This window comes from Streptomyces massasporeus (assembly GCF_014648995.1).
GTDB lineage: Bacteria > Actinomycetota > Actinomycetes > Streptomycetales > Streptomycetaceae > Streptomyces > Streptomyces massasporeus.
The window spans coordinates 153009-173337 of the sequence record NZ_BMSE01000004.1 but is presented as its reverse complement, the minus strand read 5'-3'; the positions used below and the strand labels follow the sequence as shown (position 1 = coordinate 173337).

18 protein-coding genes and 1 pseudogene are annotated in these 20329 nt (G+C 73.1%); 7 read left to right on the top strand and 12 right to left on the bottom strand.

Translation table 11 applies throughout. The features are described 5' to 3' along the window. Nucleotides 1-9: 9 nt before the first annotated feature. The 6 genes from IE153_RS12340 to IE153_RS12315 form a co-directional block, all read right to left on the bottom strand. Nucleotides 10-1422 (bottom strand): lysine N(6)-hydroxylase/L-ornithine N(5)-oxygenase family protein, encoded by a 1413-nt coding sequence (locus IE153_RS12340; RefSeq protein ID WP_189589758.1) that lies wholly within the window; start codon nt 1420-1422, stop codon nt 10-12. Beyond that, nucleotides 1419-2810, bottom strand: a complete 1392-nt coding sequence (locus IE153_RS12335) for a pyridoxal phosphate-dependent decarboxylase family protein (protein WP_189589757.1) — start codon at nt 2808-2810, stop codon at nt 1419-1421. Before IE153_RS12335 ends, IE153_RS12340 begins: the two co-directional genes overlap by 4 nt. A gap of 457 nt (nt 2811-3267) precedes the next feature. Beyond that, nucleotides 3268-5751 (bottom strand): aminopeptidase N, encoded by a 2484-nt coding sequence (pepN, locus tag IE153_RS12330; RefSeq protein ID WP_189589756.1) that lies wholly within the window; start codon nt 5749-5751, stop codon nt 3268-3270. 67 nt (nt 5752-5818) lie between these two features. Then, the gene (locus tag IE153_RS12325; protein ID WP_184845238.1) at nt 5819-6367 is read right to left on the bottom strand and encodes a response regulator; all 549 of its coding nucleotides are present in this window, start codon (nt 6365-6367) and stop codon (nt 5819-5821) included. A gap of 140 nt (nt 6368-6507) precedes the next feature. Continuing rightward, on the bottom strand, nt 6508-6858 hold the full coding sequence (locus IE153_RS12320; RefSeq protein WP_189589755.1) for a chorismate mutase: 351 nt from the start codon (nt 6856-6858) through the stop codon (nt 6508-6510). 20 nt (nt 6859-6878) lie between these two features. Then, nucleotides 6879-7355 (bottom strand): GNAT family N-acetyltransferase, encoded by a 477-nt coding sequence (locus IE153_RS12315; protein WP_229828973.1) that lies wholly within the window; start codon nt 7353-7355, stop codon nt 6879-6881. Nucleotides 7356-7475: 120 nt separating this feature from the next. Here IE153_RS12315 and IE153_RS12310 point away from each other — a divergent pair, with 120 nt between their 5' ends. Next, a complete protein-coding gene (locus tag IE153_RS12310; protein WP_189589754.1) occupies nt 7476-8363 on the top strand; it encodes a hypothetical protein in 888 nt (295 codons plus the stop codon). A 139-nt stretch (nt 8364-8502) separates the two neighbouring features. Here IE153_RS12310 and IE153_RS12305 read toward each other — a convergent pair whose 3' ends face one another. Together IE153_RS12305 and IE153_RS12300 are read right to left on the bottom strand one after the other, a co-directional pair. After that, a complete protein-coding gene (locus IE153_RS12305) occupies nt 8503-9408 on the bottom strand; it encodes an SDR family oxidoreductase (RefSeq protein ID WP_189589753.1) in 906 nt (301 codons plus the stop codon). A gap of 1 nt (nt 9409) precedes the next feature. Next, on the bottom strand, nt 9410-10201 hold the full coding sequence (locus IE153_RS12300; RefSeq protein ID WP_189589752.1) for an SDR family oxidoreductase: 792 nt from the start codon (nt 10199-10201) through the stop codon (nt 9410-9412). A 55-nt stretch (nt 10202-10256) separates the two neighbouring features. Here IE153_RS12300 and IE153_RS12295 point away from each other — a divergent pair. The 4 genes and pseudogenes from IE153_RS12295 to IE153_RS12280 all read left to right on the top strand — a co-directional run. After that, a pseudogene (locus tag IE153_RS12295) lies at nt 10257-11000 on the top strand (enoyl-CoA hydratase family protein); the annotation flags it as partial. 176 nt (nt 11001-11176) lie between these two features. After that, nucleotides 11177-12013, top strand: a complete 837-nt coding sequence (locus tag IE153_RS12290) for a CoA transferase subunit A (RefSeq protein WP_189589750.1) — start codon at nt 11177-11179, stop codon at nt 12011-12013. Beyond that, complete coding sequence (locus tag IE153_RS12285; RefSeq protein WP_189589749.1) at nt 12010-12729, top strand: CoA-transferase subunit beta; 720 nt, start codon at nt 12010-12012, stop codon at nt 12727-12729. Before IE153_RS12290 ends, IE153_RS12285 begins: the two co-directional genes overlap by 4 nt. After that, complete coding sequence (locus tag IE153_RS12280; RefSeq protein ID WP_189589748.1) at nt 12726-13778, top strand: NAD(P)H-dependent flavin oxidoreductase; 1053 nt, start codon at nt 12726-12728, stop codon at nt 13776-13778. The genes IE153_RS12285 and IE153_RS12280 overlap by 4 nt, the downstream gene beginning before the upstream one ends. Here IE153_RS12280 and IE153_RS12275 read toward each other — a convergent pair. From IE153_RS12275 to IE153_RS12265, 3 genes are read right to left on the bottom strand one after another with little or no spacing between them, the layout of a single operon-like run. Beyond that, nucleotides 13762-14919, bottom strand: coding sequence for an acetyl-CoA C-acetyltransferase (locus IE153_RS12275; RefSeq protein ID WP_189589747.1), 1158 nt, complete (start codon nt 14917-14919; stop codon nt 13762-13764). The genes IE153_RS12280 and IE153_RS12275 overlap by 17 nt on opposite strands. A gap of 23 nt (nt 14920-14942) precedes the next feature. Further along, nucleotides 14943-15557, bottom strand: a complete 615-nt coding sequence (locus IE153_RS12270) for a TetR/AcrR family transcriptional regulator (RefSeq protein WP_189589746.1) — start codon at nt 15555-15557, stop codon at nt 14943-14945. Nucleotides 15558-15570: 13 nt separating this feature from the next. After that, nucleotides 15571-16359: an SDR family oxidoreductase gene (locus IE153_RS12265; protein ID WP_189589745.1), complete on the bottom strand. Its 789-nt coding sequence runs from the start codon at nt 16357-16359 to the stop codon at nt 15571-15573. 48 nt (nt 16360-16407) lie between these two features. Here IE153_RS12265 and IE153_RS12260 point away from each other — a divergent pair, with 48 nt between their 5' ends. Further along, complete coding sequence (locus IE153_RS12260) at nt 16408-17547, top strand: acyl-CoA dehydrogenase family protein (RefSeq protein WP_189589744.1); 1140 nt, start codon at nt 16408-16410, stop codon at nt 17545-17547. Between the two features lie 148 nt (nt 17548-17695). After that, nucleotides 17696-18655 (top strand): acyl-CoA dehydrogenase family protein, encoded by a 960-nt coding sequence (locus IE153_RS12255; RefSeq protein ID WP_189589743.1) that lies wholly within the window; start codon nt 17696-17698, stop codon nt 18653-18655. Here the strand turns inward: IE153_RS12255 and qcrB are convergent. Then, complete coding sequence (qcrB, locus tag IE153_RS12250; RefSeq protein WP_189589742.1) at nt 18630-20282, bottom strand: cytochrome bc1 complex cytochrome b subunit; 1653 nt, start codon at nt 20280-20282, stop codon at nt 18630-18632. The two genes, IE153_RS12255 and qcrB, sit on opposite strands and share 26 nt — an antisense overlap. Nucleotides 20283-20329: the final 47 nt, after the last annotated feature.

Sequence of the window (20329 nt, the reverse complement as noted above, 5' to 3'; positions counted from 1 at the left end):
CGCGCTTCGTCACCTTCGGTCGTCGACCAGCGGGGTCAGTGCCGGTGCCTCACGGGGCGGCGGGACGTGCCGGCGCTGGGTGAGGCCGAAGGTGGTGAAGGCGGTGCGGCCCGGAAGGGCGTAGGCCTCGCTGCCCGTCAGGGAGTTGAGGATGATCGCGCTGCGCCAGGCGGCGAGGCCGAGGTCGGGTGCGCCGACGCCGTGGGTGTGGGTCTCGGCGTTCTGGACGTACACCGTGCCGGTGACGGACGGGTCGAGGACGAGCCGGTGGTCCTCGTCGATGCGGGGTCGTTCCTGGTTGTCGCGGCGCATGTAGGGGTCGAGGCCGGCGAGGATCCGGTCGAGGGGGCGCTCGCGGTAGCCGGTGGCGAGGACGACGGCGTCGGTGGTGAGGCGGGAGCGGCTGTCCTGGAGGGTGTGTTCCAGGTGCAGTTCGACCTTGGTCGTCGCGACGCGGCCGGCGGTGCGGACGCGGACGCCGGGGGTGAGGACGGCGTCGGGCCAGCCGCCGTGCAGGGTGCGGCGATAGAGCTCGTCGTGGACGGCGGCGATGGTGGCGGCGTCGATGCCCTTGTGCAGCTGCCACTGGCCCTCGACGAGCCGGTCGCGGGTGGATTCGGGCAGGGCGTGGAAGTAGCGGGTGTGGTCGGGGGTGAAGTGCTCCAGGCCGAGCTTGGAGTACTCCATGGGGGCGAAGGCCTCCGTGCGGCCCAGCCAGTGCAGTTTCTCGCGTCCGGCGGGCCTGTTGCGGAGCAGGTCGAGGAAGATCTCGGCGCCGGACTGTCCGATGCCCACGACGGTGACGTGCTCGGCTGCGAGCAGGGTGGCGCGGTGGTCGAGGTAGTCGGCGGCGTGGACGACGGGTACTCCGGGGGCCTCGACGAGGGGCTTGAGGGGGTCGGGGACGTAGGGCTCGGTGCCGATGCCGAGGACGATGTTGCGGGTGTAGGTGCGGCCGAGGGCCTCGGCTTCTCCGTCGGTGTCGAGCTGGGTGTAGTCGACCTCGAAGACGTCGCGTTCGGGGTTCCAGCGGACGGCGTCGACCTGGTGGCCGAAGTGCAGGCCGGGGAGGTTCTCGCAGACCCAGCGGCAGTAGGCGTCGTATTCGGCGCGCTGGATGTGGAAGCGCTCGGCGAAGTAGAAGGGGAACAGCCGCTCGCGGGACCTGAGGTAGTTGAGGAAGGTCCAGGGGCTGGTGGGGTCGGCGAGGGACACCAGGTCGGCGAGGAACGGGACCTGGATGGTGGCGCCTTCGAGGAGCAGGCCGGGGTGCCAGCCGAAGGCGGGGCGCTGGTCGTAGAAGACGGTGTCGAGGCCGTCGAGCGGGTGGGCGAGCGCGGCGAGGGAGAGGTTGACGGGGCCGATGCCGATGCCGACGAGGTCGCGGGGGGCGTCGGGTTCGGGGGTCGGGGCGGGGTTCATCGGGGGGTGTGTCCTTCCACGAGGGTGGCTCGGCTCGTTGCCGCGAGGTGCAGCAGGGCGGCCAGGTCGTCGGGCCCGGTGGCGGGGTTGAGGAGGGTGGCCTTGAGCCAGAGCCGGCCGTCGAGGCGGGCCCGGCCGAGGACGGCGGAGCCGTCGGTGAGCAGCGCGCGGCGTACGGCGGCGACGGTGGTGTCGGTGGCGCCGGTGGGGCGGAACAGCACGGTGCTGATGACGGGCGGGGCGTGCAGTTCGAAGTCGGGGTGCGCGTCGACGAGGGCGGCGAACTGCCGGGCGTGGGCGCAGACCTGGTCGACGAGCGCGCCGAGGCCGCCGCGTCCGAGGGTTTTGAGGGTGACGGCGAGTTTGAGGACGTCGGGGCGGCGGGTGGTGCGCAGGGAGCGGCCGAGGAGGTCGGGGAGCCCGGCTTCGGTGTCGTCGTCGGCGTTGAGGTAGTCGGCGCGTTGCCGCAGGGCGGTGAGGTCGTGGGCGTCGCGGACGGCGAGGAGGCCTGCGGCGACGGGCTGCCAGCCGAGTTTGTGCAGGTCGAGGGTGACGGTGTCGGCGGCGTCCAGCCCGGTGAGCCGGGTGCGGTGCCGGTCGCTGAAGAGGAGGCCTCCGCCGTAGGCGGCGTCGACGTGCAGCCGGGCGCCGTGGGCCGCGCAGTGGGCGGCGATCTCGGGCAGCGGGTCGATGAGTCCGGCGTCGGTGGTGCCGGCGGTGGCGGCGACGAGCAGCGGGCCGCTGAGGCGGGTGAGGGTCGCGTCGAGCGCGTCGGGGTCGAGCGTTCCACCCGGGGCGGGTACGACGGCGGGTTCGGGCAGTCCGAGCAGCCAGGCGGCGCGGGGCAGCGAGTGGTGGGCGTTGGCCCCGCACACGAGCCGGACGGATCCGCCGTGGGCCTCCCGGGCGAGGAGCAGGGCGAGTTGGTTGGATTCGGTGCCGCCGGTGGTGACGAGGGCGTCGGGGGTGCCGGCCGGGTGGACCTCCTGGGCCAGTGCTGTGGCGACCAGCCTCTCCAGTTCTGAGGCGCCCGGTGCCTGGTCCCAGGAGTCCATCGACGGGTTGAGGGCGGAGGCGGCGAGGTCGGCGGCCGCGGCGACGGCGAGCGGGGGGCAGTGGAGGTGGGCGGCGCACAGGGGGTGGGCGGGGTCGGCGGCGGTCGCGGCGAAGGCGTGGACCAGGGTGCGGACGGCCTGCGGGTCGCCGCGGTCGGGGAGGACCTCTCCGACCGCCTCGCGGGTCCGGGCCGCGACGGCCTCCGGACCGCCCGCCGGCAAGGGTCCGCCCCGCGCCCGGGCGCCGGTGTCCAGCGCTTCGAGGACGGTGTCGAGCAACGGCCGCAGGGCGTGGGGGCCTTCGTGGCCTGAGGCGAGGGGCGGCGTGCTCATGGGGCTGACCTCCGGGGCGCGGGGCGGCGCGCCCGGAGAGCTCAACGACACAACCCGGGTGGAGGTACCTCCGTACGGGAAAACCGGTCGGGGCCGCCCGGCCCCGGATCGGTTCTTGACGTCATCGGGGGCCGCGTGGCCCGGATCGGGTTCTTGACGTCGGAGGGGCCGCGTGGCCCCAGATCGGTTCTTGACATCGTCGGGGGCCGCGTGGCCCTGATCAGCTCTCGACGTCGGAGGGGCCGCGTGGCCCGGGCCAGTTCTCGATGTCGGCGGGGGCCTCACGGCCCCGGGCCGGTTCCCTACGTCGACGGGGACGGCGCGGCCCCAGGCCAGCTCTTGACGTCGGTGGGGCCCTCACGGCCCCGAGCCAGTTCCTGACGTCGGCAGGGGCGGCCGACCTGCCGTGTCGGCGAGGGAGGCCGGCCGCCCGTCGAGTGCCCTGCGTGCCGTCGGGCTACGCCTCGCGTACCCGCAACGCCCTCGCCAGGTCGTCCAGTTGGTCGACGAGCTTGCGGCGCAGCGCGGGGCTGGGGTCGGCGTCGCGCAGGCATGCCTCGCCGAGGCGGAGGGTGTCGGCGTCGACCGCGTGGGCGGGGAAGGCGTCGCGGCCGACGGCCACGGCGATGGCGGGGCCGCGGCGGTCGGCGACGGCGACCGCGTCGGCGTAGTAGCGCCCCACGTACTCGCCCACCAGGTCGGCCTGTTCGGGCTGCCAGAAGCCCCGGGCAGTGGCGGTGAAGAGGTAGTTGGACAGGGTGTCGGAGCCGAACATGGCCTCCCAGGCGCGGGCCTTGGCCTCCGGGTCGGGCAGGGCGGCCCGGCAGCGGGCGGCGCCTTCCTGGCCGGTGGCGCTCGGGTCACGATCCAGCTCGGCGGCGATGGCGGCCTCGTCGGTGGCGCCGAGGACGGCGAGCCGGGCTAGGACGCGCCAGCGCAGCTCGGGGTCGAGTTCCGGGCCGCCGGGGACGGTGCCGTCGGCGAGCCAGGCGGCGATGGTGTCGGGGTGGGCGGCCACGGCGATGCGGTGGCGTACGGCGATCAGGCGCAGGCCGGGGTTGTCGCCGTCCTCGGTGCGGCGGATGAGGTCGCGGCACAGGTCGGAGAGGGTGGCGAGGGCGGCGGGCCGCTCCTCGGGGGTGAGGTAGCGGTCGGTGATGTAGGTGGAGGCGAAGGCGAGCACGCCCTGGACGATGGCGAGGTCCGTCTCCAGCGGGAGGTGGGCGCGGGCGGTCTCCAGGTAGGCGCCGGGGGCGAGTTCGCCGTCGCGGACGGCGTCGCGCAGGGCGTTCCAGACGACCGCGCGGGTGAGCGGTTCGGGCAGGCCGGACAGCTCCTTGCGGACGGTCTCGAAGGACTCGGGGTCGAAGCGGACCTTGGCGTAGCTGAGGTCGCCGTCGTTGAGGAGGAGCAGGGCGGGCCGCTTGCCGATGGGGTGGGCGTCGGTCTGCGGGAGGTCGAGGTGGAGGCGTTCGCGCAGGACGAGCTGGCCGCCGTCGTCGCCGAGGTCCCGGTCGTAGAGGCCGGCGGCGACGCGGTGCGGGCGGCTGCCGGCGCGGTCGACGGTGAGGGCGCAGGTGCCGTGCTCGCCGGGGGCGATGCGCGGGGTGAGGGTGTCGACGCCGGTGGTGCGCAGCCAGGCGTCGGCCCAGGCGTGGACGTCGCGGTCGGTGGCCGCGGCGAGGTTGTCGATGAAGTCGGCGAGGGTGGCGTTGGCGAACTTGTGCCGGGCGAAGTGGGTGTTGATGCCGGCGAGGAAGTCCTTCTCGCCGAGCCAGGCGACCAGTTGCCGCAGCGCGCTGGCGCCCTTGGCGTAGGAGATGCCGTCGAAGTTGAGCAGCGCGGAGGCGGTGTCGTCGACGGCCTCGGGGGCGACGGGGTGGGTGGAGGGGCGCTGGTCGGCGTCGTAGCCCCAGGACTTGCGGGTGACGCCGAAGTCGGTCCAGGTGTCGGTGAAGCGGGTGGCCTCGGTGAGGGTCTGGTAGCCCATGTACTCGGCGAAGGACTCGTTCAGCCAGATGTCGTCCCACCACTTGAGGGTGACGAGGTCGCCGAACCACATGTGGGCCATCTCGTGGGCGATGACCATGGCGCGGGTCTGGCGTTCGGTGTCGGTGACGGCGGAGCGGTAGACGAACTCGTCGCGGAAGGTGACCAGGCCCGGGTTCTCCATGGCGCCGGCGTTGAACTCGGGGACGAAGGCCTGATCGTAGGAGTCGAACGGGTAGGGCTCGTCGAACTTCTCGTGGTAGCGGTCGAAGCAGGCGCGCGTGATGTCGAGGAGTTCGTCGGCGTCCGCGTCGAGGTAGGGGGCGAGGGAGCGGCGGCAGTGCAGGCCGAAGGGCAGGCCGCGGTGCTCGGTGCGCACGGAGTGCCAGGGGCCGGCGGCGACGGCGACGAGGTAGGTGGAGATGAGCGGTGTGGGGGCCGCCTTCCATACGCCGTCGGCCTGTTCGGTGATGCCGTTGGTGAGGACGGTCCAGTCCTGCGGGGCCTTCACCGACAGTTCGAAGACGGCCTTCAGGTCGGGCTGGTCGAAGGCGGCGAAGACCCGCTGGACGTCGTCCAGGAAGAGCTGGGTGTAGACGTAGGTCTCGCCGTCGGTGGGGTCGGTGAAGCGGTGCATGCCCTCGCCGGTGCGGGAGTAGCGCATGCGGGCGTCGACGCGCAGTTCGTGTTCGCCGGCGGTGAGGTCCGTGAGCGGGAGCCGGTTGCCGTCGAGGGCCTCCGGGTCCAGGGGGTGTCCGTCGAGGGTGACGGAGCGCAGCTCGGCGGGCTTGAGCTCGACGAAGGTGTCCCCGTCCACGCGGGCAGCGAACCTGATCAGGGTGCGGGAGTCGAAGGTGTCGTCTCCGCGGGTCAGGTCGAGTTCGATCGTGTAGCGGTGGACGTCGAGGAGCTCTGCTCGGGTCTGCGCTTCGTCGCGCGTCAGTACGGACATGCGAGACATGCTGCCTGATGGCGTCGGCAACGCACAGAGGCGGATCGGTACGTGCCCAATGTCCGGTCTACGTGCGGTCCTTTTCCAGCTCCCCGGCGTGCGCCCCCATGGGCCGCTGTGTCGGTACGCGCGCGTCGGGGTGCGGTAGTCCGGGGCGTGGGTGTGCGGCGGTTTCGGTGTGCTCCCCGGTGAGGGCGCGCAGGCGGCGCACTTCCCGTTCGAGGGCGAGATGGCGCCGGTGGGCGTCGTAGAGGTAGCGGACCTTGGTGCGCAGGGCCCACGGGTCCACGGGCTTCAGGACGAGGTCGGCGACGCCGAGTCCGAAGGCGGTGGTGGTCAGTTCGTGGTCGGCGCCGAAGCCGGTGAGCAGGATCACGGGGATGTGCTGGGTCTGCTCCACGCGCCGCATGTAGCGCACGACCTCCAGTCCGCTGACGCCGGGCATGCGCACGTCGAGCAGGAGCAGGCCGACCTGGCCGCGCAGCACCTGTTTGAGTGCCTCGTCGCCGCTGGTGGCCCGGCCGAGCTGGTAGCCCAGCGGGGCCAGGGCGCTCTCCAGCGCGTACAGCGTGTCCTCGTGGTCGTCGACGATGAGGATCCTGGTATCCGACGGCATGGCCCGACGCCCCTCCCTCGTGGAGGTCCAGAGTAGTCCGGGACACTGACGCGCAGTGCTCGTCACCTGACATGCTGTGCACAGCGCAGCATGCCCCGGGCGGGCCGCCGTGTCACTCCCCCCGGGGGGTGCGCGCGAGGTCAGTTGCCGCTTGTGGTGGTGCCGTTGAGCGCCTCGTCGGCGATGCGCTCGTGGTGCCGGATGACCTCGGCGACGATGAAGTTCAGGAACTTCTCGGCGAAGGCCGGGTCCAGCTTGGCGTTCTCGGCGAGTGCGCGCAGCCGGGCGATCTGGCGGGCCTCGCGGGCCGGGTCGGCGGGCGGCAGCTGGTGCTGGGCCTTGAGGTGCCCGACCTGCTGGGTGGCCTTGAAGCGCTCGGCGAGCATGTGGACGACGGCCGCGTCGATGTTGTCGATGCTGGCGCGCAGCCGGGCGAGCTCTTCGCGCACGGCGGGGTCGACGTCGGGGGAACCGGTGTTGCTGGTGGTCATGGGGCGTCAGCCTACGGGGATCACGCCGGGTGGCCGCCGGCCGTCTCATCCTTCGGCGGTACGAGTCGCTTGTGGAAGTGGATGTCCTCGTGGCCGCCGGGGACGCCCCGGATGCGGGCCCGTTCCGTGAAGCCGAGCGCCGGGTAGAAGGCGGGTGCCTGGAAGCTGTACGTGGAGACGATCATGTCGGTGCAGCCGCGCCGGGCGGCCTCCGCCTCCGCCGCGCGCATCAGCCGGCCGCCCCAGCCGGACTGCCGCCGGCCCTCGCGCACCCAGAGCATGTCCACCGAGCACAGGGTGCCCCAGGTCCAGGCGGTGAGGCCGCCGACCAGGTCGCCGGCCTCGTCGGTGACGCGGACGGAGAGCGGCTCGGTGACGGCCCCGTCGGCGGCGGCGGTGTTGAAGGCGGTCAGCTCCTCGTCGAGGCGCTTTTCGAGGTCGTCGTCCTGGCCGCCCACCCGGAGCGAAGCGGCGACGGTGTGCTGTGCGCTGGTCACGGCCCGGATTCTGCCCCGGGCGCCGCGCGGTGACGACCGGTTTTCGCCGTACCGGCGCCCGTCCGCGGCGGGGCACGTCCTCGTACAGTGGAGGGTTCAGGGGCGTCTTGGGGGTGAGGCGTGGCGAACGACGGGTCGGTCGAGCACGGCTACCCGCATCTGGAGACGGTGCGGGCCGCCATCACGGCGCTGTACAAGCGGCTGTCGTACGACACCGTGCGGACGTTCGAGACCAGCGTGCTCCCGGTCGACGTGGCGTTCTGCGACACCGACGACCTGTATATGGGGGCGCAGCGGGTGGCGCACGAGTTGGTGCGGCACTACCGGCTGCCGGACGCCCGGCTGGTCGTGAGTTTCCGGGAGATGCGGCACGCGGCGAGCGTGGAGCTCGCGGCCGGGCCGGAGTACTTCGTGGAGCTGAACGACCGGTTCCGTGACCATCGGCAGGACATCGGGGCGGCCCTCGCGCACGAGGTGATGCACGTGTACCTGCACCGGCTCGACCTGTCTTTCCCGGGCGTGCGGGACAACGAGATCCTCACGGACACGGCGACGACCTATCTGGGTGCGGGGTGGCTGCTGCTGGACGCGTACCGGGAGGACGGGGCGTCCTCGCAGAAGCTGGGGTATCTCACGCCGGAGGAGTTCGGGTACGTGCTGGCCAAGCGGGCGCTGCTGTTCGGGGAGGACCCGTCGGTGTGGTTCACCAGTGCGCAGGCGTACACGGCGTACGTGAAGGGGATGGAGCTGGCCCGCCGGGACGGGCAGCAGCCGCCGCTGACCGCGGCGGGGTGGGCGGGGCGGCGGCGGTACGCCCGGGACCGGCGGCACGCGCCGGCGGGTCCGCCGCAGCCGGGGGTGCGCTACGCGTTCTCCCCCGACGGGGGCGGGCGGCTGCGGGTGTCGTTCCCCTGCCCCACGTGCCACCAGCGGATCAGGGTGCCGGTGCGGGGGCGGGTCCGGGCGCGGTGCGCGTTGTGCCGGAGCGTGCTGGAGTGCGATACGTGAACGTCTGGGGCACGTGAACGTCCGGGACAACGTCCGGGACAACGTCTGGGACAACGTCCGGGACAACGTCCGGGACAACGTCCGGGGCAACGTCTGGGACAACGTCCGGGACACGTGAACGTCCGGGGCACGTGACCGCCTAGGTTCCGTACACCGGTCCGGGCTCGGCCGCCTCGGACAGGAGTGTGCGGGCCTGCTCGCCCGCCTCGGCCGGGGTCCACCGGCCGTCCCTGTCCGTGCTCGGGCCCGGACGCCAGCCCTCCATCACCGTGATCCGGCCGCCCTCCGCCTCGAAGACCCGGCCGGTCACCCCCGCGCTCGCCGGGGAGCCCAGCCAGACCACCAGGGGGGAGACGTTCTCCGGGGCCATGGCGTCGAATCCGGAGTCGGGGGCCGTCATGGTGTCGGCGAAGGTGCGTTCCGTCATCCGGGTCCGGGCGGCGGGGGCGATCGCGTTGACCTGGACGCCGTAGCGCCGCAGTTCGGCCGCGGCGACCAGGGTCAGGGCGACGATCGCGGCCTTGGCGGCGCTGTAGTTGCCCTGCCCGACCGAGCCGAGCAGGCCCGCGCCGCTGCTGGTGTTGACGATCCGGGCCTCGGGCCGGCGGCCGGCCTTCGCCTCGGACCGCCAGTGCGCGGCCGCGTGCCGCAGGGGCAGGAAGTGGCCCTTGAGGTGGACGCGTACGACGGCGTCGAAATCGTCCTCGCCGAGGTTGACCAGCATGCGGTCGCGCAGGAAGCCCGCGTTGTTGACGAGGGTGTCGAGCCGGCCGTACGTCTCCAGGGCGGTGCGGACGAGGGAGGCGGCGCCCTCGGCCGTGGCGATGTCGCCGCCGTGCGCCACGGCCTCGCCGCCCGCCGCGCGGATCTCCTCGACGACCCGGGCGGCGGGGCCGTCGGGCTCGGGTGTGCCGTCGAGGCCCACGCCGAGGTCGTTGACGACGAGCCGGGCCCCCTCGGCCGCGAACGCCAGCGCGTGGGCCCGGCCGAGCCCCCGGCCCGCGCCCGTCACGACCACGACCCGGCCCGCGCAGAGTCCGCTCATGTCAGTTCTCCTCGTGCGCTACAGGCGGGTGACCGATCGTGGCCTTGTCCGCGGCTAGGGTGCGGTCCGCGGTGGCCGCGTCCAGGAACGCCGGACGTTCCCCGCCCCCGTGCACCAGCAGGCTCGCCCCGCTGATGTAGGCGGCGGCTCCGGACGCCAGGAACACCGCGGCGGAACCCACCTCGGACGGCTCGGCGAGGCGCCCCAGCGGGACCGTGCGGCCGACGGCCGCGACACCGTCCTGGTCGCCGTAGTGGAGGTGGGACCGTTCCGTGCGGACCATGCCGACGACGAGGGTGTTGACCCGGACGTCGGGCGCCCACTCCGCGGCCATCGACCGGGCGAGGCTCTCCAGGCCCGCCTTGGCGGCTCCGTAGGCGGCGGTGCCGGGCGAGGGGCGGCTGCCGCTGACGCTGCCGATCATGACGATCGAGCCCCGGGCGCACCGGAGCCGGTCGTAGGCGGCGAGGGACACGGTCAGCGGCGCGAGCAGGTTGAGTTCCACCACGCGCGCGTGCCGGTCCGCCCCGGCCTCGGTGAGCAGCCGGTGGGGTGCGCCGCCCGCGTTGTTGACGAGGACGTCCACCCGGGGCAGGCCGGCGAACAGGCGTCCGGCGGCGTCGGCGTCCCGGACGTCCAGCGGCATGAACTCGGTGCCGGGCAGCGGGGTTTGCGGTGGCCGGCGGGCGCAGACCACGACCTCGGCGCCCGCCCGCACGAAGGCCCGCGCGATGCCGGCGCCGACGCCGCGGGTCCCGCCCGTGACGACGGCGACCTTCCCGTCCAGCTCCATGCGCTGCTACCTTTCCACCTAACAAACGTTTGGTGGAAAGGTAGCTGATGCGGCCATGGGTGTCTCCACCTCGTGCGAGGAAAAGGGCATAGCCGTCGTCACGGTCGACTTTCCGCCGGTGAACGCCCTGCCGGTGGCGGGCTGGTTCGCCCTGGCCGACGCGGTGCGCGCGGCCGGGCGCGACCCGGAGGTGCGGTGCGTGGTGCTGGCCGCCGAGGGGCGCGGGTTCAACGCGGGCGTGGACATCAAGGAGTTGCAGGCGGACGACCGGGAGCACAGCGCGCTGCGCGGGGTGAACAGCGGCTGCGCGGAGGCCTTCGCGGCGGTCTACGAGTGCGAGGTGCCGGTCGTGGCGGCGGTGCGGGGCTTCTGCCTGGGCGGCGGCGTCGGCCTGGTGGGCAACGCGGACGCGATCGTGGCGAGCGAGGACGCGGTGTTCGGGCTGCCCGAGCTGGACCGCGGCGCCCTGGGCGCGGCCACCCACCTGGCCCGGCTGGTCCCCCAGCACCTGATGCGGGCGCTGTACTACACGGCCCGCACGGCGAGCGCGGCCGAACTGCACGCGCACGGGTCGGTGTGGCGGGTGGTGCCGCGCGCCGAACTGCCCGCCGCCGCCCTGGAGCTGGCCCGGGAGATCGCCGCCAAGGACGGCCGGCTGCTCCGCCTGGCCAAGGCTGCGCTCAACGGCATCGACCCCGTGGACGTGCGCCGCAGCTACCGCTTCGAGCAGGGCTTCACCTTCGAGGCGGGCCTCAGCGGGGTGGGCGCGCGGGTCCGCGGCGCCTTCGGCGGCTCCGGTACACCCGGTGGGTCCGGCGGCTCCGGTACACCCGGTGGGTCCGGCGGCTCCGGTACACCCGGTGGGTCCGGCGGCTCCGGTACACCCGGTGGGTCCGGCGGCTCCGGCGCACCCGGTGAGTCCGGTGCTTTCGGCACACCCAGTGAATCCGGCGGCGAAGGGCAGGAGGGAGCGCGATGAAGGACAAGACGATGCCGGCGGACGAGGCCGTGGCCCGGCTGTCCAGCGGCATGACCCTCGGCATCGGCGGCTGGGGCTCGCGCCGCAAGCCGATGGCCCTGGTGAGAGCGCTGCTCAGGTCGGGGATCACCGACCTCACGGTCGTCTCCTACGGCGGCCCGGACGTGGGCATGCTGGCCGCCGCCGGGCGGATCCGGAAGCTGGTCACGGCCTTCGTCACCCTCGACTCGATCCCGCTGGAACCGCACTACCGGGCCGCCCGCGAGCGGGGCGCGTTCGAGCTGACGGAGATCGACGAGGCGATGTTCCTGTGGGGCCTGCGGGCGGCGGCGAACCGGCTGCCGTTCCTGCCGGTGCGGGCGGGGTTCGGCTCGGACGTGATGCGGGTCAACCCCGGCCTGCGGACGGTCACCTCGCCGTACGAGGACGGGGAGACGTTCGTCGCCGTGCCCGCCCTGCGGATGGACGCGGCCCTGGTGCACGTCAACCGCGCCGACCGCTCCGGCAACGGGCAGTACCTGGGCCCGGACCCGTACTTCGACGACCTGTTCTGCGCGGCGGCCGACACGGCGTACGTGAGCTGCGAGCGGATCGTCGATACGGCCGAGCTGACGAAGCAGGGCCCACCCCAGACGCTGCTGATCAGGCGGCACACGGTCACCGGCGTCGTCGAGGCGCCGAACGGGGCGCATTTCACGTCCTGCGCGCCCGACTACGGCCGGGACGAGGCCTTCCAGAAGAGGTACGCGACCACGCCCTGGCCCGAGTTCGAGGCCGGGTTCCTCGCCGGGGACGAGCAGACGTACCAGCGGGCCGTGCGGGAGGGGACATGACCGGGCCCACCCGCGCCGAGTACTGCGTGATCGCCTGCGCCGAGGCCTGGCGGGACGACGGCGAGGTGCTGGCGAGCCCCATGGGGCTGATCCCGTCGATCGGCGCCCGGCTGGCCCGGCTCACCTTCGCGCCGGAGTTGCTGCTGACCGATGGCGAGGCCCTGCTCGTCCGCCCGGACGGGACACCCGAGGGCTGGCTGCCCTACCGCGAGCATCTGGCCTGGGTCACGGGCGGGCGGCGGCACGTGATGATGGGCGCGAGCCAGATCGACCGGTTCGGCAACCAGAACATCGCGTGCATCGGCGACTGGGAGCGGCCGAGGCGGCAGTTGCTCGGGGTGCGTGGCGCTCCGGTCAACACCCTGAACAACCCGACCAGTTACTGGATCCCGAGGCACTCCCGGCGGGTCTTCGTCGACCGGGTCGACATGGTCTGCGGGGTCGGCTACGACCGTGCGGCCGGGGCGCGCTACCACCGCATCCCGCGGGTCGTCTCCGACCTGGGCGTCTTCGACTTCGCCACGCCGGACCGCTCGATGCGGCTGGCCTCGCTGCACCCCGGCGTCACGGTCGAGCAGGTCAAGGAGGCCACGGGCTTCGAGCTGACGGTGCCGGACGAGGTGCCGGCGACCAGGGAGCCGACCGACGAGGAGCTCCGGCTGATCCGCGAGGTCGTCGACCCGGCCGGGGCCCGGGCCCGGGAGGTCGCCGCGTGAGGGGGACGGCGTTGACCCGGCTGACCGGCGCCCGCCATCCGGTCGTGCAGACCGGGATGGGCTGGGTGGCCGGTCCCCGTCTGGTCTGCGCCTCGGCCAACGCGGGCGCCCTCGGCATCCTGGCCTCGGCGACGATGACGCCGGGCCGGCTGCGCGAGGCCGTACGGGAGGTGAAGGCGCGGACCGACGCGCCGTTCGGGGTGAACCTGCGCGCGGACGCCGCCGACGCGGGCGAACGGGTGCGGATCCTGATCGAGGAGGGCGTCCGTGTCGCCTCCTTCGCCCTCGCCCCTTCCCGGGAGCTGATCGGCGAGCTCAAGGAGGCCGGTGTGGTCGTCATGCCGACCGTGGGAGCGCGGCGGCACGCCGAGAAGGTCGAGGCCTGGGGCGCGGACGCGGTGCTGGTGCAGGGCGCGGAGGGCGGCGGGCACACCGGCGAGGTGGCCACGACGGTGCTGCTGCCGCAGGTGGTGGACGCGGTGCGGATCCCCGTCGTCGCGGCGGGTGGCTTCTTCGACGGGCGCGGGCTGGCCGCGGCCCTCGCCTACGGGGCCGCGGGCGTGGCGATGGGCACGCGGTTCCTGCTGACCTCCGACTCGACCGTGCCGGACGCGGTGAAGGCACGGTACCTCGCGGCGACCGTGCGGGACGTGACGGTGACCCGGGCGGTGGACGGGCTCCCGCACCGCATGCTGCGGACGGAACTGGTGGCCGCCCTGGAGGACACCGGCCGGGCCCGGGCGCTGGTGCGGGCCGTGCGCGCGGCGGCCGGATTCCGGCGGTTGTCCGGGCTGACCTGGCCGCAGCTGGTCCGCGACGGGCTCGCCCTCCGGCACGGCAAGGACCTGTCCTGGAGCCAGGTGCTGCTCGCCGCGAACACGCCGATGCTGCTGAAGTCGGCGATGGTGGACGGCCGTACGGACCTGGGGGTGATGGCATCCGGGCAGGTCGCCGGGGTGATCGGCGACCTGCCGTCGTGCGCGGAGCTGGTGGAGCGGATCGTGAAGGAGGCCGACGAGACGCTGGCGCGGCTCACAGCCGTTCGATGACCGTCACGTTGGCCTGGCCGCCGCCCTCGCACATGGTCTGCAGGCCGAACCGGCCGCCGGTGCGCTCCAGTTCGTGCAGCAGGGTCGTCATGAGCTTGACGCCGGTCGCGCCGAGGGGATGGCCGAGGGCGATCGCACCGCCGTTGACGTTGACCCGGTCCGGGTCGGCGCCGGTCTCCTTCAGCCAGGCCAGGACGACCGGCGCGAAGGCCTCGTTGATCTCGACGAGGTCGATGTCGTCGATGGTCAGGCCGGTCTTCTTCAGGGCGTGGGCGGTGGCCGGGATCGGGGCGGTGAGCATCCGGATCGGGTCCTCGCCGCGCACCGAGAGGTGGTGCACACGGGCGCGGGGGGTGAGCCCGTGGTCGCGCACGGCCCGCTCGGAGGCCAGCAGCATCGCCGCCGCCCCGTCGGAGACCTGCGAGGAGCAGGCGGCGGTGACCGTGCCGCCGTCGAGGACCGGCTTGAGCCCGGCCATCTTCTCCAGGGAGGTGTCCCGGCGCGGCCCCTCGTCGGTGGTGGCCTCCCCGTACGGCACGGTCTCGCGGCCGAAGCGCCCCTCGTCGACGGCCCGCACCGCTCGCTGATGGGAGCGCAGGGCGAACTCCTCCTGGTCCTGTCGGCTGATCCCCCACTTCGCGGCGATCATCTCGGCGCCCACGAACTGGTTCACGGGCTTGTCCCCGTACCGGGCCCGCCAGCCGGCACTGCCCGCGAAGGGGCCCTGCGTCAGCCCGAGCGGTTCGGCGGCCTGCCGGGTGGCGAAGGCGATGGGGATCATCGACATGTTCTGCACGCCGCCCGCGACCACGAGGTCCTGGGTGCCGGACAGCACGGCCTGCGCGGCGAAGTGCACGGCCTGCTGCGAGGAGCCGCACTGCCGGTCGACGGTCACGCCCGGCACCTCCTCGGGCAGCCCGGCCGCCAGCCAGCAGGTCCGGGCGATGTCCCCGGCCTGCGGCCCGACCGCGTCCAGGCAGCCGAGGACGACGTCCTCCACGGCGGTCGGGTCGATGCCCGAGCGGTCCATCAGCTCCGCCAGGACGTGCGCGCCGAGGTCGGCCGGGTGGACCGCGCTCAGCCCTCCCCCGCGCCGCCCGACGGGCGTGCGGACCGCTTCGACGATGTAGGCCTCGGCCATGACGACTCCCTCGCACCTAGGGGTTATTCGCGTACGGCGATCCCGTCCAGCACCATCGACAGGTACTGCCGGGCGATCTCCTCCGGGCTGTGCTGTCCGCCCGGCCGGTACCAGGACGCGGCGACCCAGACCGTATCGCGCACGAACCGGTAGGTGAGCCGGACGTCGAGGTCGGCCCGGAAGGCCCGCTCGGCGACGCCGCGCTCCAGCGTGGACAGCCAGGCCTTCTCGAACCGGCGCTGCGATGCGGCGAGGAACGCGAACCGTTCCTGCGCCACGAGCTGTTTGCTCTCCTTCTGGTAGATCGCGACGGCCGCGCGATGCCGGTCGATCTCCCGGAACGACTCGGTGACCAGGGCCTGGAGGGTCTCGCGCGGCCCGAGCCCGGCGCCGAGGACGGTGTCGTAGCCGTCCCACAGCTCGTCGAGGAAGGTGCGCAGGATCTCCTCCAGCATCGATTCCTTGGAGTCGAAGTGGTAGTAGAGGCTGCCGGCGAGCATCCCCGCGTGGTCCGCGATCTTGCGGACGGTGGTGGCGTTGTAGCCCTGTTCGGCGAAGACCTCGGCGGCGGTGTCGAGGAGTTCACGGCGGCGCGCGGGCGCTGCGGCGCTCACCTGGGGCTTCTTCTTGGTCGGCACATCGTCCATTGTCCTAGGCGTGTTGACTGCTGACGGCGACGACCTCGCCCGTCATGTACGAGGAGTAGCCGGACGCCAGGAACACGATGACGTTGGCCACCTCCCAGGGCTCGGCGTACCGCCCGAAGGCCTCGCGCTCGGTCAGCTCCGCCAGTAGTTCCGCCGACGTCACCTTCACCAGGTGGGGGTGCATGGCGAGACTCGGCGAGACGGCGTTGACCCGGACGCCGTACCCGGCCGCCTCCAGTGCCGCGCACCGGGTCAGGGCCATCACCCCGGCTTTCGCTGCGGCGTAGTGCGCCTGTCCCGCCTGCGCGCGCCAGCCGACGACGGAGGCGTTGTTGACGATCACGCCGCCCCCCGACTGCCGCATCAGGCGCAGGGCGGCGCGGGTGCACCGGAAGGTGCCGTTCAGCGTCACGTCCAGGACGCGGGACCACTGCTCGTCGGTCATGTCGGCGAGCTCCGCGGTGCCGCCCAGACCGGCGTTGTTGACCACGACGTCGAGGCGCCCGTGCTCCTCCGCGGCCGTCTCGAAGAGGGCGCGCACCTGATCCTCGTCGGTGACGTCGCAGGGCACCGCGGTGACCGACCGCCTGCCGAACTCCCCGGCCAGCCGGGTCTCGTACTCCTTGAGCCGTCGCGCGTGCGCGTCGCTGATCAGCACGCGGGCCCCCTCCTCCAGGAAGCGCCGCGCCGTGGCCCCGCCGATCCCCGCACCGGCCGCCGCGGTGACGACGGCGGTCCGCCCTTTCAGCAGGCCGTGCCCGGGCACGTACGCCGGGCTCTCGACGTCTGTCATGGGCTCACGCTAACCTACCAAACACTTGTTAGGGAAGGAGGGGCGGTCATGGACCTGGTGTTCTCCCCGGCGGACGAGGCGTTCCGCGCCGAGGTGCGGGAGTGGCTGCGCGCGCACGTGCCGCGCGCACCCCTGCCCTCCCTGGAGACCGAGGAGGGCTTCGCCGCACACCGCTCCTGGGAGGCGGAGCTCGCAGCGGACCGCTGGTCGGTCGTCAACTGGCCTTCGCGCTACGGCGGGAGGGACGCGGGGCTCCTGCGGTGGCTGCTCTTCGAGGAGGAGTACTGGGCGGCCCACGCGCCGGGCCGCGTCGGCCAGAACGGCATTCAGCTGCTCGCCCCGACCCTCCTCGACCACGGCACCGAGGAGCAGCGGGCCCGGGTGCTGCCCCCGATGGCCTCCGGCGAGGTGATCTGGGCGCAGGCCTGGTCGGAACCGGAGGCCGGTTCGGACCTGGCGTCCCTGCGGGCGAGGGCCGTGCGCACGGACGGCGGCTGGCTGCTGACCGGCCAGAAGACCTGGTCCTCGCGGGCCGCGTTCGCCGATCGCGCCTTCGGTCTGTTCCGCAGCGACCCGGACGCGGCGAAACCCCACCAGGGTCTGACGTACCTGATGTTCGGTCTGCGCGCCCCGGGTGTCACGGTCCGCCCGATCGCCCGCCTCGACGGCAAGCCGGCCTTCGCGGAGCTGTTCCTGGACGAGGTCTTCGTGCCCGACGAGGACGTGATCGGCGAGCCGGGCCGGGGCTGGCGGATCGCGATGTCGACGGCGGGCAACGAACGCGGGCTGATGCTCCGCTCCCCCGGCCGTTTCCTCGCCTCGGCCCGCCGGCTGGAGGAGCTGTGGCGGCGGCAGGGCCGGCCGGCGTCCGTGCGGGACCGGGTGGCCGACGCCCTGATCGGCGCCCGCGCCTACCAGCTCTTCACCTACGCGGCCGCCTCCCGCCTCCTGGACGGCGAGAGCGCCGGCCCCGAGTCGAGCCTCAGCAAGGTCTTCTGGTCCGAGCTGGACATCGCCGTGCACGAGACGGCCCTCGACCTGCTCGGCCCGGAGGGTGAGATGGCGGACACCGACTGGGCGGAGCGGTACGTCTTCGCCCTCGCCGGACCTCTCTACGCGGGCACGAACGAGATCCAGCGCGACATCATCGCCGAGCGCCTGCTCGGCCTGCCGAAGGGGCGCCGCTGATGCCGGGGGTCTCTGCCGGAGGGCCGCTGCCGACGCCGGGGGTCTCTGCCGAAGGGCCTCCGCCGACGCCCGGGACCTCAGCCCAAGAGCCGCCGCCGACGCCCGGGGCGCCGGTGCCGCGGCAGGCAACACCGAAGGGGCACCTGTGATGCGCTTCCTCCTCGATGCCGAGCAGCGGGCCTTCGCCGCGTCGCTGGACGCCCTGCTGACGGCGGCGGACACCCCGGCGGTGATCCGGGACTGGAGCCGGGGCGACCATGCGAGCGGGCGGGCGCTGTGGTCCCGCGTGGCGGACGCGGGCGTGTTCGCGCTGGCGGTGCCGGAGGCGTACGAGGGCCTGGGCCCGCGGCCGGTCGAACTGGCCGCGGCCTTCGTGGAGCTGGGCCGCCACGCGGTGCCGGGGCCCCTCGTCGAGACGGTCACAGCGGCGGTGCTCCTCGAAGGGGCGGACCCGGGGACGGCGAAACGACTGCTGCCGGCGCTGGCGTCCGGGGAGACGATGGCGACGGTGGCCGCCGAGGGGGCGTACGCCCTGGACGGCGACGCGGCCGCCCTCCGGATCTCCTGGGAGCCCGGCCGCATCCGCCTCTCCCCCGGCCACGGCCCCGTGCGCCCCTCCCTCGACCCGGCCCGCCGCCTCACCCCGCTCCTCCCCGGCGGCGACCTCCTCGCGCTCACCGCGGACGAGGCCCTCACCTGGGCCCGCCTCGCCACCGCCGCGCAGGCCCTCGGCCTGGGCCTGGCACTGCTCGACAGAACGGTCGGATACGTCAAGCAGCGCACCCAGTTCGGTGTCCCCGTCGGGGCGTTCCAGGCGGTCAAGCACCGGCTGGCCGACGCGAGGATCGCCCTGGAGTTCGCGCGCCCGCTGGTGTTCGGCGCCGCGCTGACCATGGAGCCCTGCGACGCCGCCGCCGCCAAGGCCGCCGCGTGCGAGGCGGCGTACGCCACCGCCCGGACCGCGCTGCAGATGCACGGGGCGATCGGCTACACCGCCGAGTACGGCCTGTCGCTGTGGCTGACCAAGGCCCGGGCCCTGCGCACCGCCTGGGGCGCGCCCGAGGAGTGCCGGGCCCTGGTCGTCAGTGCCGGTGATCGCCACCGGTGATCTCCCGGTATTCGGCCACGGTCGGCTTCTCGATCCGCGCGTCGGGCCCGTACATGGCCTGCGCGAGCCGGGCGCGCAGCCGCTCGGACCGTTTGACCTTGCGGCGGACACCCCCCGCGTCGACCTCGCGCCCGATCTCGTACGGCGGGTGCTGCTCGTGCTGGGTGAGGGTGTGCAGTTCGGCCTGCGCGAGGGGCTCGTGGACCTCGATGTACTCACCGGTCGGCAGCCGCTTGATGGTGCCGGTCTCCCTGCCGTGCAGCACCTTGGCGCGGTCGCGGCGCTGCAGGCCCATGCAGATCTTCTTCGTGACGATGAAGGCGGCGACCGGCAGCACGAAGACGCCGATCCGCACGAACCAGGTGATCACGTTGATGGACAGATGCAGATGGGTGGCGACGATGTCGTTGCCGCCGCCGATCAGCAGCACCGCGTACAGGGTCAGCCAGGCCACGCCGAGACCGGTGCGCACGGGCACGTTGCGTGGCCGGTCCAGGATGTGGTGCTCGCGTCTGTCGCCGGTGATCCACGCCTCGATGAAGGGGTACAGGCCGAGGGCGAGCAGGATCAGCGGGAAGAGCGAGAAGGGGATGAACACGCCGAGGACGAGCGTGTGCCCCCAGAAGTTGATCTCCCATCCCGGCATCACCCGGATCAGCCCCTCGGAGAACCCGAGGTACCAGTCGGGCTGGGCGCCGGTGGTGACCAGGTCGGGACGGTAGGGGCCGAAGGCCCAGACGGGGTTGATCTGGGCGATGGCGCCCATCACCGTCAGGACGCCGAAGACGAGGAAGAAGAAGCCGCCGGCCTTGGCCATGTAGACGGGCAGGAAGGGCATCCCGACGACCGACCGCTCCTTGCGTCCGGGGCCCGGGAACTGGGTGTGCTTGTGGTAGAAGACCAGGATCAGATGGGCGGTGACCAGGCCGAGCATGATCCCGGGCAGCAGCAGGATGTGGACGGGATAGAGCCGCGAGATGATGTCCTCGCCCGGGAACTCCCCGCCGAACAGGAAGAACGACAGGTACGTCCCGACGATCGGGATGGACAGGATCGCGCCCTGCGCGAAGCGGATGCCGGTGCCGGACAGCAGGTCGTCGGGCAGGGAGTAGCCGGTCAGGCCGGTGATGATGCCGAGCATCAGCAGGGTCCAGCCGAAGAGCCAGTTCAGCTCGCGCGGCTTGCGGAAGGCGCCCGTGAAGAACACCCGCATCATGTGCACCAGCATGCCGGTGATGAAGACCAGGGCCGCCCAGTGGTGGATCTGGCGGATCAGCAGCCCGCCGCGCACATCGAAGCTGATGTCCAGCGTGGACTCGAACGCCTTGCTCATGAGCACGCCGTTGAGCTCCGTGTAGGAGCCGTTGTAGACGACCTCCTGCATGCTGGGCTCGAAGAACAGGGTGAGGTAGACGCCGGTGAGGATCAGCACGACGAAGCTGTAGAGGGTGACCTCGCCCAGCATGAAGGACCAGTGGTCCGGAAAGACCTTGCGCATGTTGGCCTTGGCCAGGCCGTAGAGCCCGAGCCGCCCGTCCGCCCAGTCGGCGAGCTTCTCGCCCTTGCCGGCGGGAGGTCTCCGGTCGGAGTCCGTCCCGTACACCCGTCGTGCGCCGTCGTCGCCCATACGTCGTCGCCTCCCCGTCGGATCCTTCCCAGCGTGGCACGGCGTCG

Coding starts and splice junctions, on each gene's coding strand:
- IE153_RS12325 (WP_184845238.1), bottom strand. CDS start 6,367: ATGCCGTCGGATACCAGGATCCTCATCGTCGACGACCACGAGGACACG.
- IE153_RS12305 (WP_189589753.1), bottom strand. CDS start 9,408: ATGAGCGGACTCTGCGCGGGCCGGGTCGTGGTCGTGACGGGCGCGGGC.
- pepN (WP_189589756.1), bottom strand. CDS start 5,751: ATGTCCGTACTGACGCGCGACGAAGCGCAGACCCGAGCAGAGCTCCTC.
- IE153_RS12260 (WP_189589744.1), top strand. CDS start 16,408: ATGGACCTGGTGTTCTCCCCGGCGGACGAGGCGTTCCGCGCCGAGGTG.
- IE153_RS12285 (WP_189589749.1), top strand. CDS start 12,010: ATGACCGGGCCCACCCGCGCCGAGTACTGCGTGATCGCCTGCGCCGAG.
- IE153_RS12320 (WP_189589755.1), bottom strand. CDS start 6,858: ATGACCACCAGCAACACCGGTTCCCCCGACGTCGACCCCGCCGTGCGC.
- IE153_RS12300 (WP_189589752.1), bottom strand. CDS start 10,201: ATGGAGCTGGACGGGAAGGTCGCCGTCGTCACGGGCGGGACCCGCGGC.
- IE153_RS12255 (WP_189589743.1), top strand. CDS start 17,696: ATGCGCTTCCTCCTCGATGCCGAGCAGCGGGCCTTCGCCGCGTCGCTG.
- IE153_RS12275 (WP_189589747.1), bottom strand. CDS start 14,919: ATGGCCGAGGCCTACATCGTCGAAGCGGTCCGCACGCCCGTCGGGCGG.
- IE153_RS12340 (WP_189589758.1), bottom strand. CDS start 1,422: ATGAACCCCGCCCCGACCCCCGAACCCGACGCCCCCCGCGACCTCGTC.
- IE153_RS12265 (WP_189589745.1), bottom strand. CDS start 16,359: ATGACAGACGTCGAGAGCCCGGCGTACGTGCCCGGGCACGGCCTGCTG.
- IE153_RS12335 (WP_189589757.1), bottom strand. CDS start 2,810: ATGAGCACGCCGCCCCTCGCCTCAGGCCACGAAGGCCCCCACGCCCTG.
- qcrB (WP_189589742.1), bottom strand. CDS start 20,282: ATGGGCGACGACGGCGCACGACGGGTGTACGGGACGGACTCCGACCGG.
- IE153_RS12290 (WP_189589750.1), top strand. CDS start 11,177: ATGAAGGACAAGACGATGCCGGCGGACGAGGCCGTGGCCCGGCTGTCC.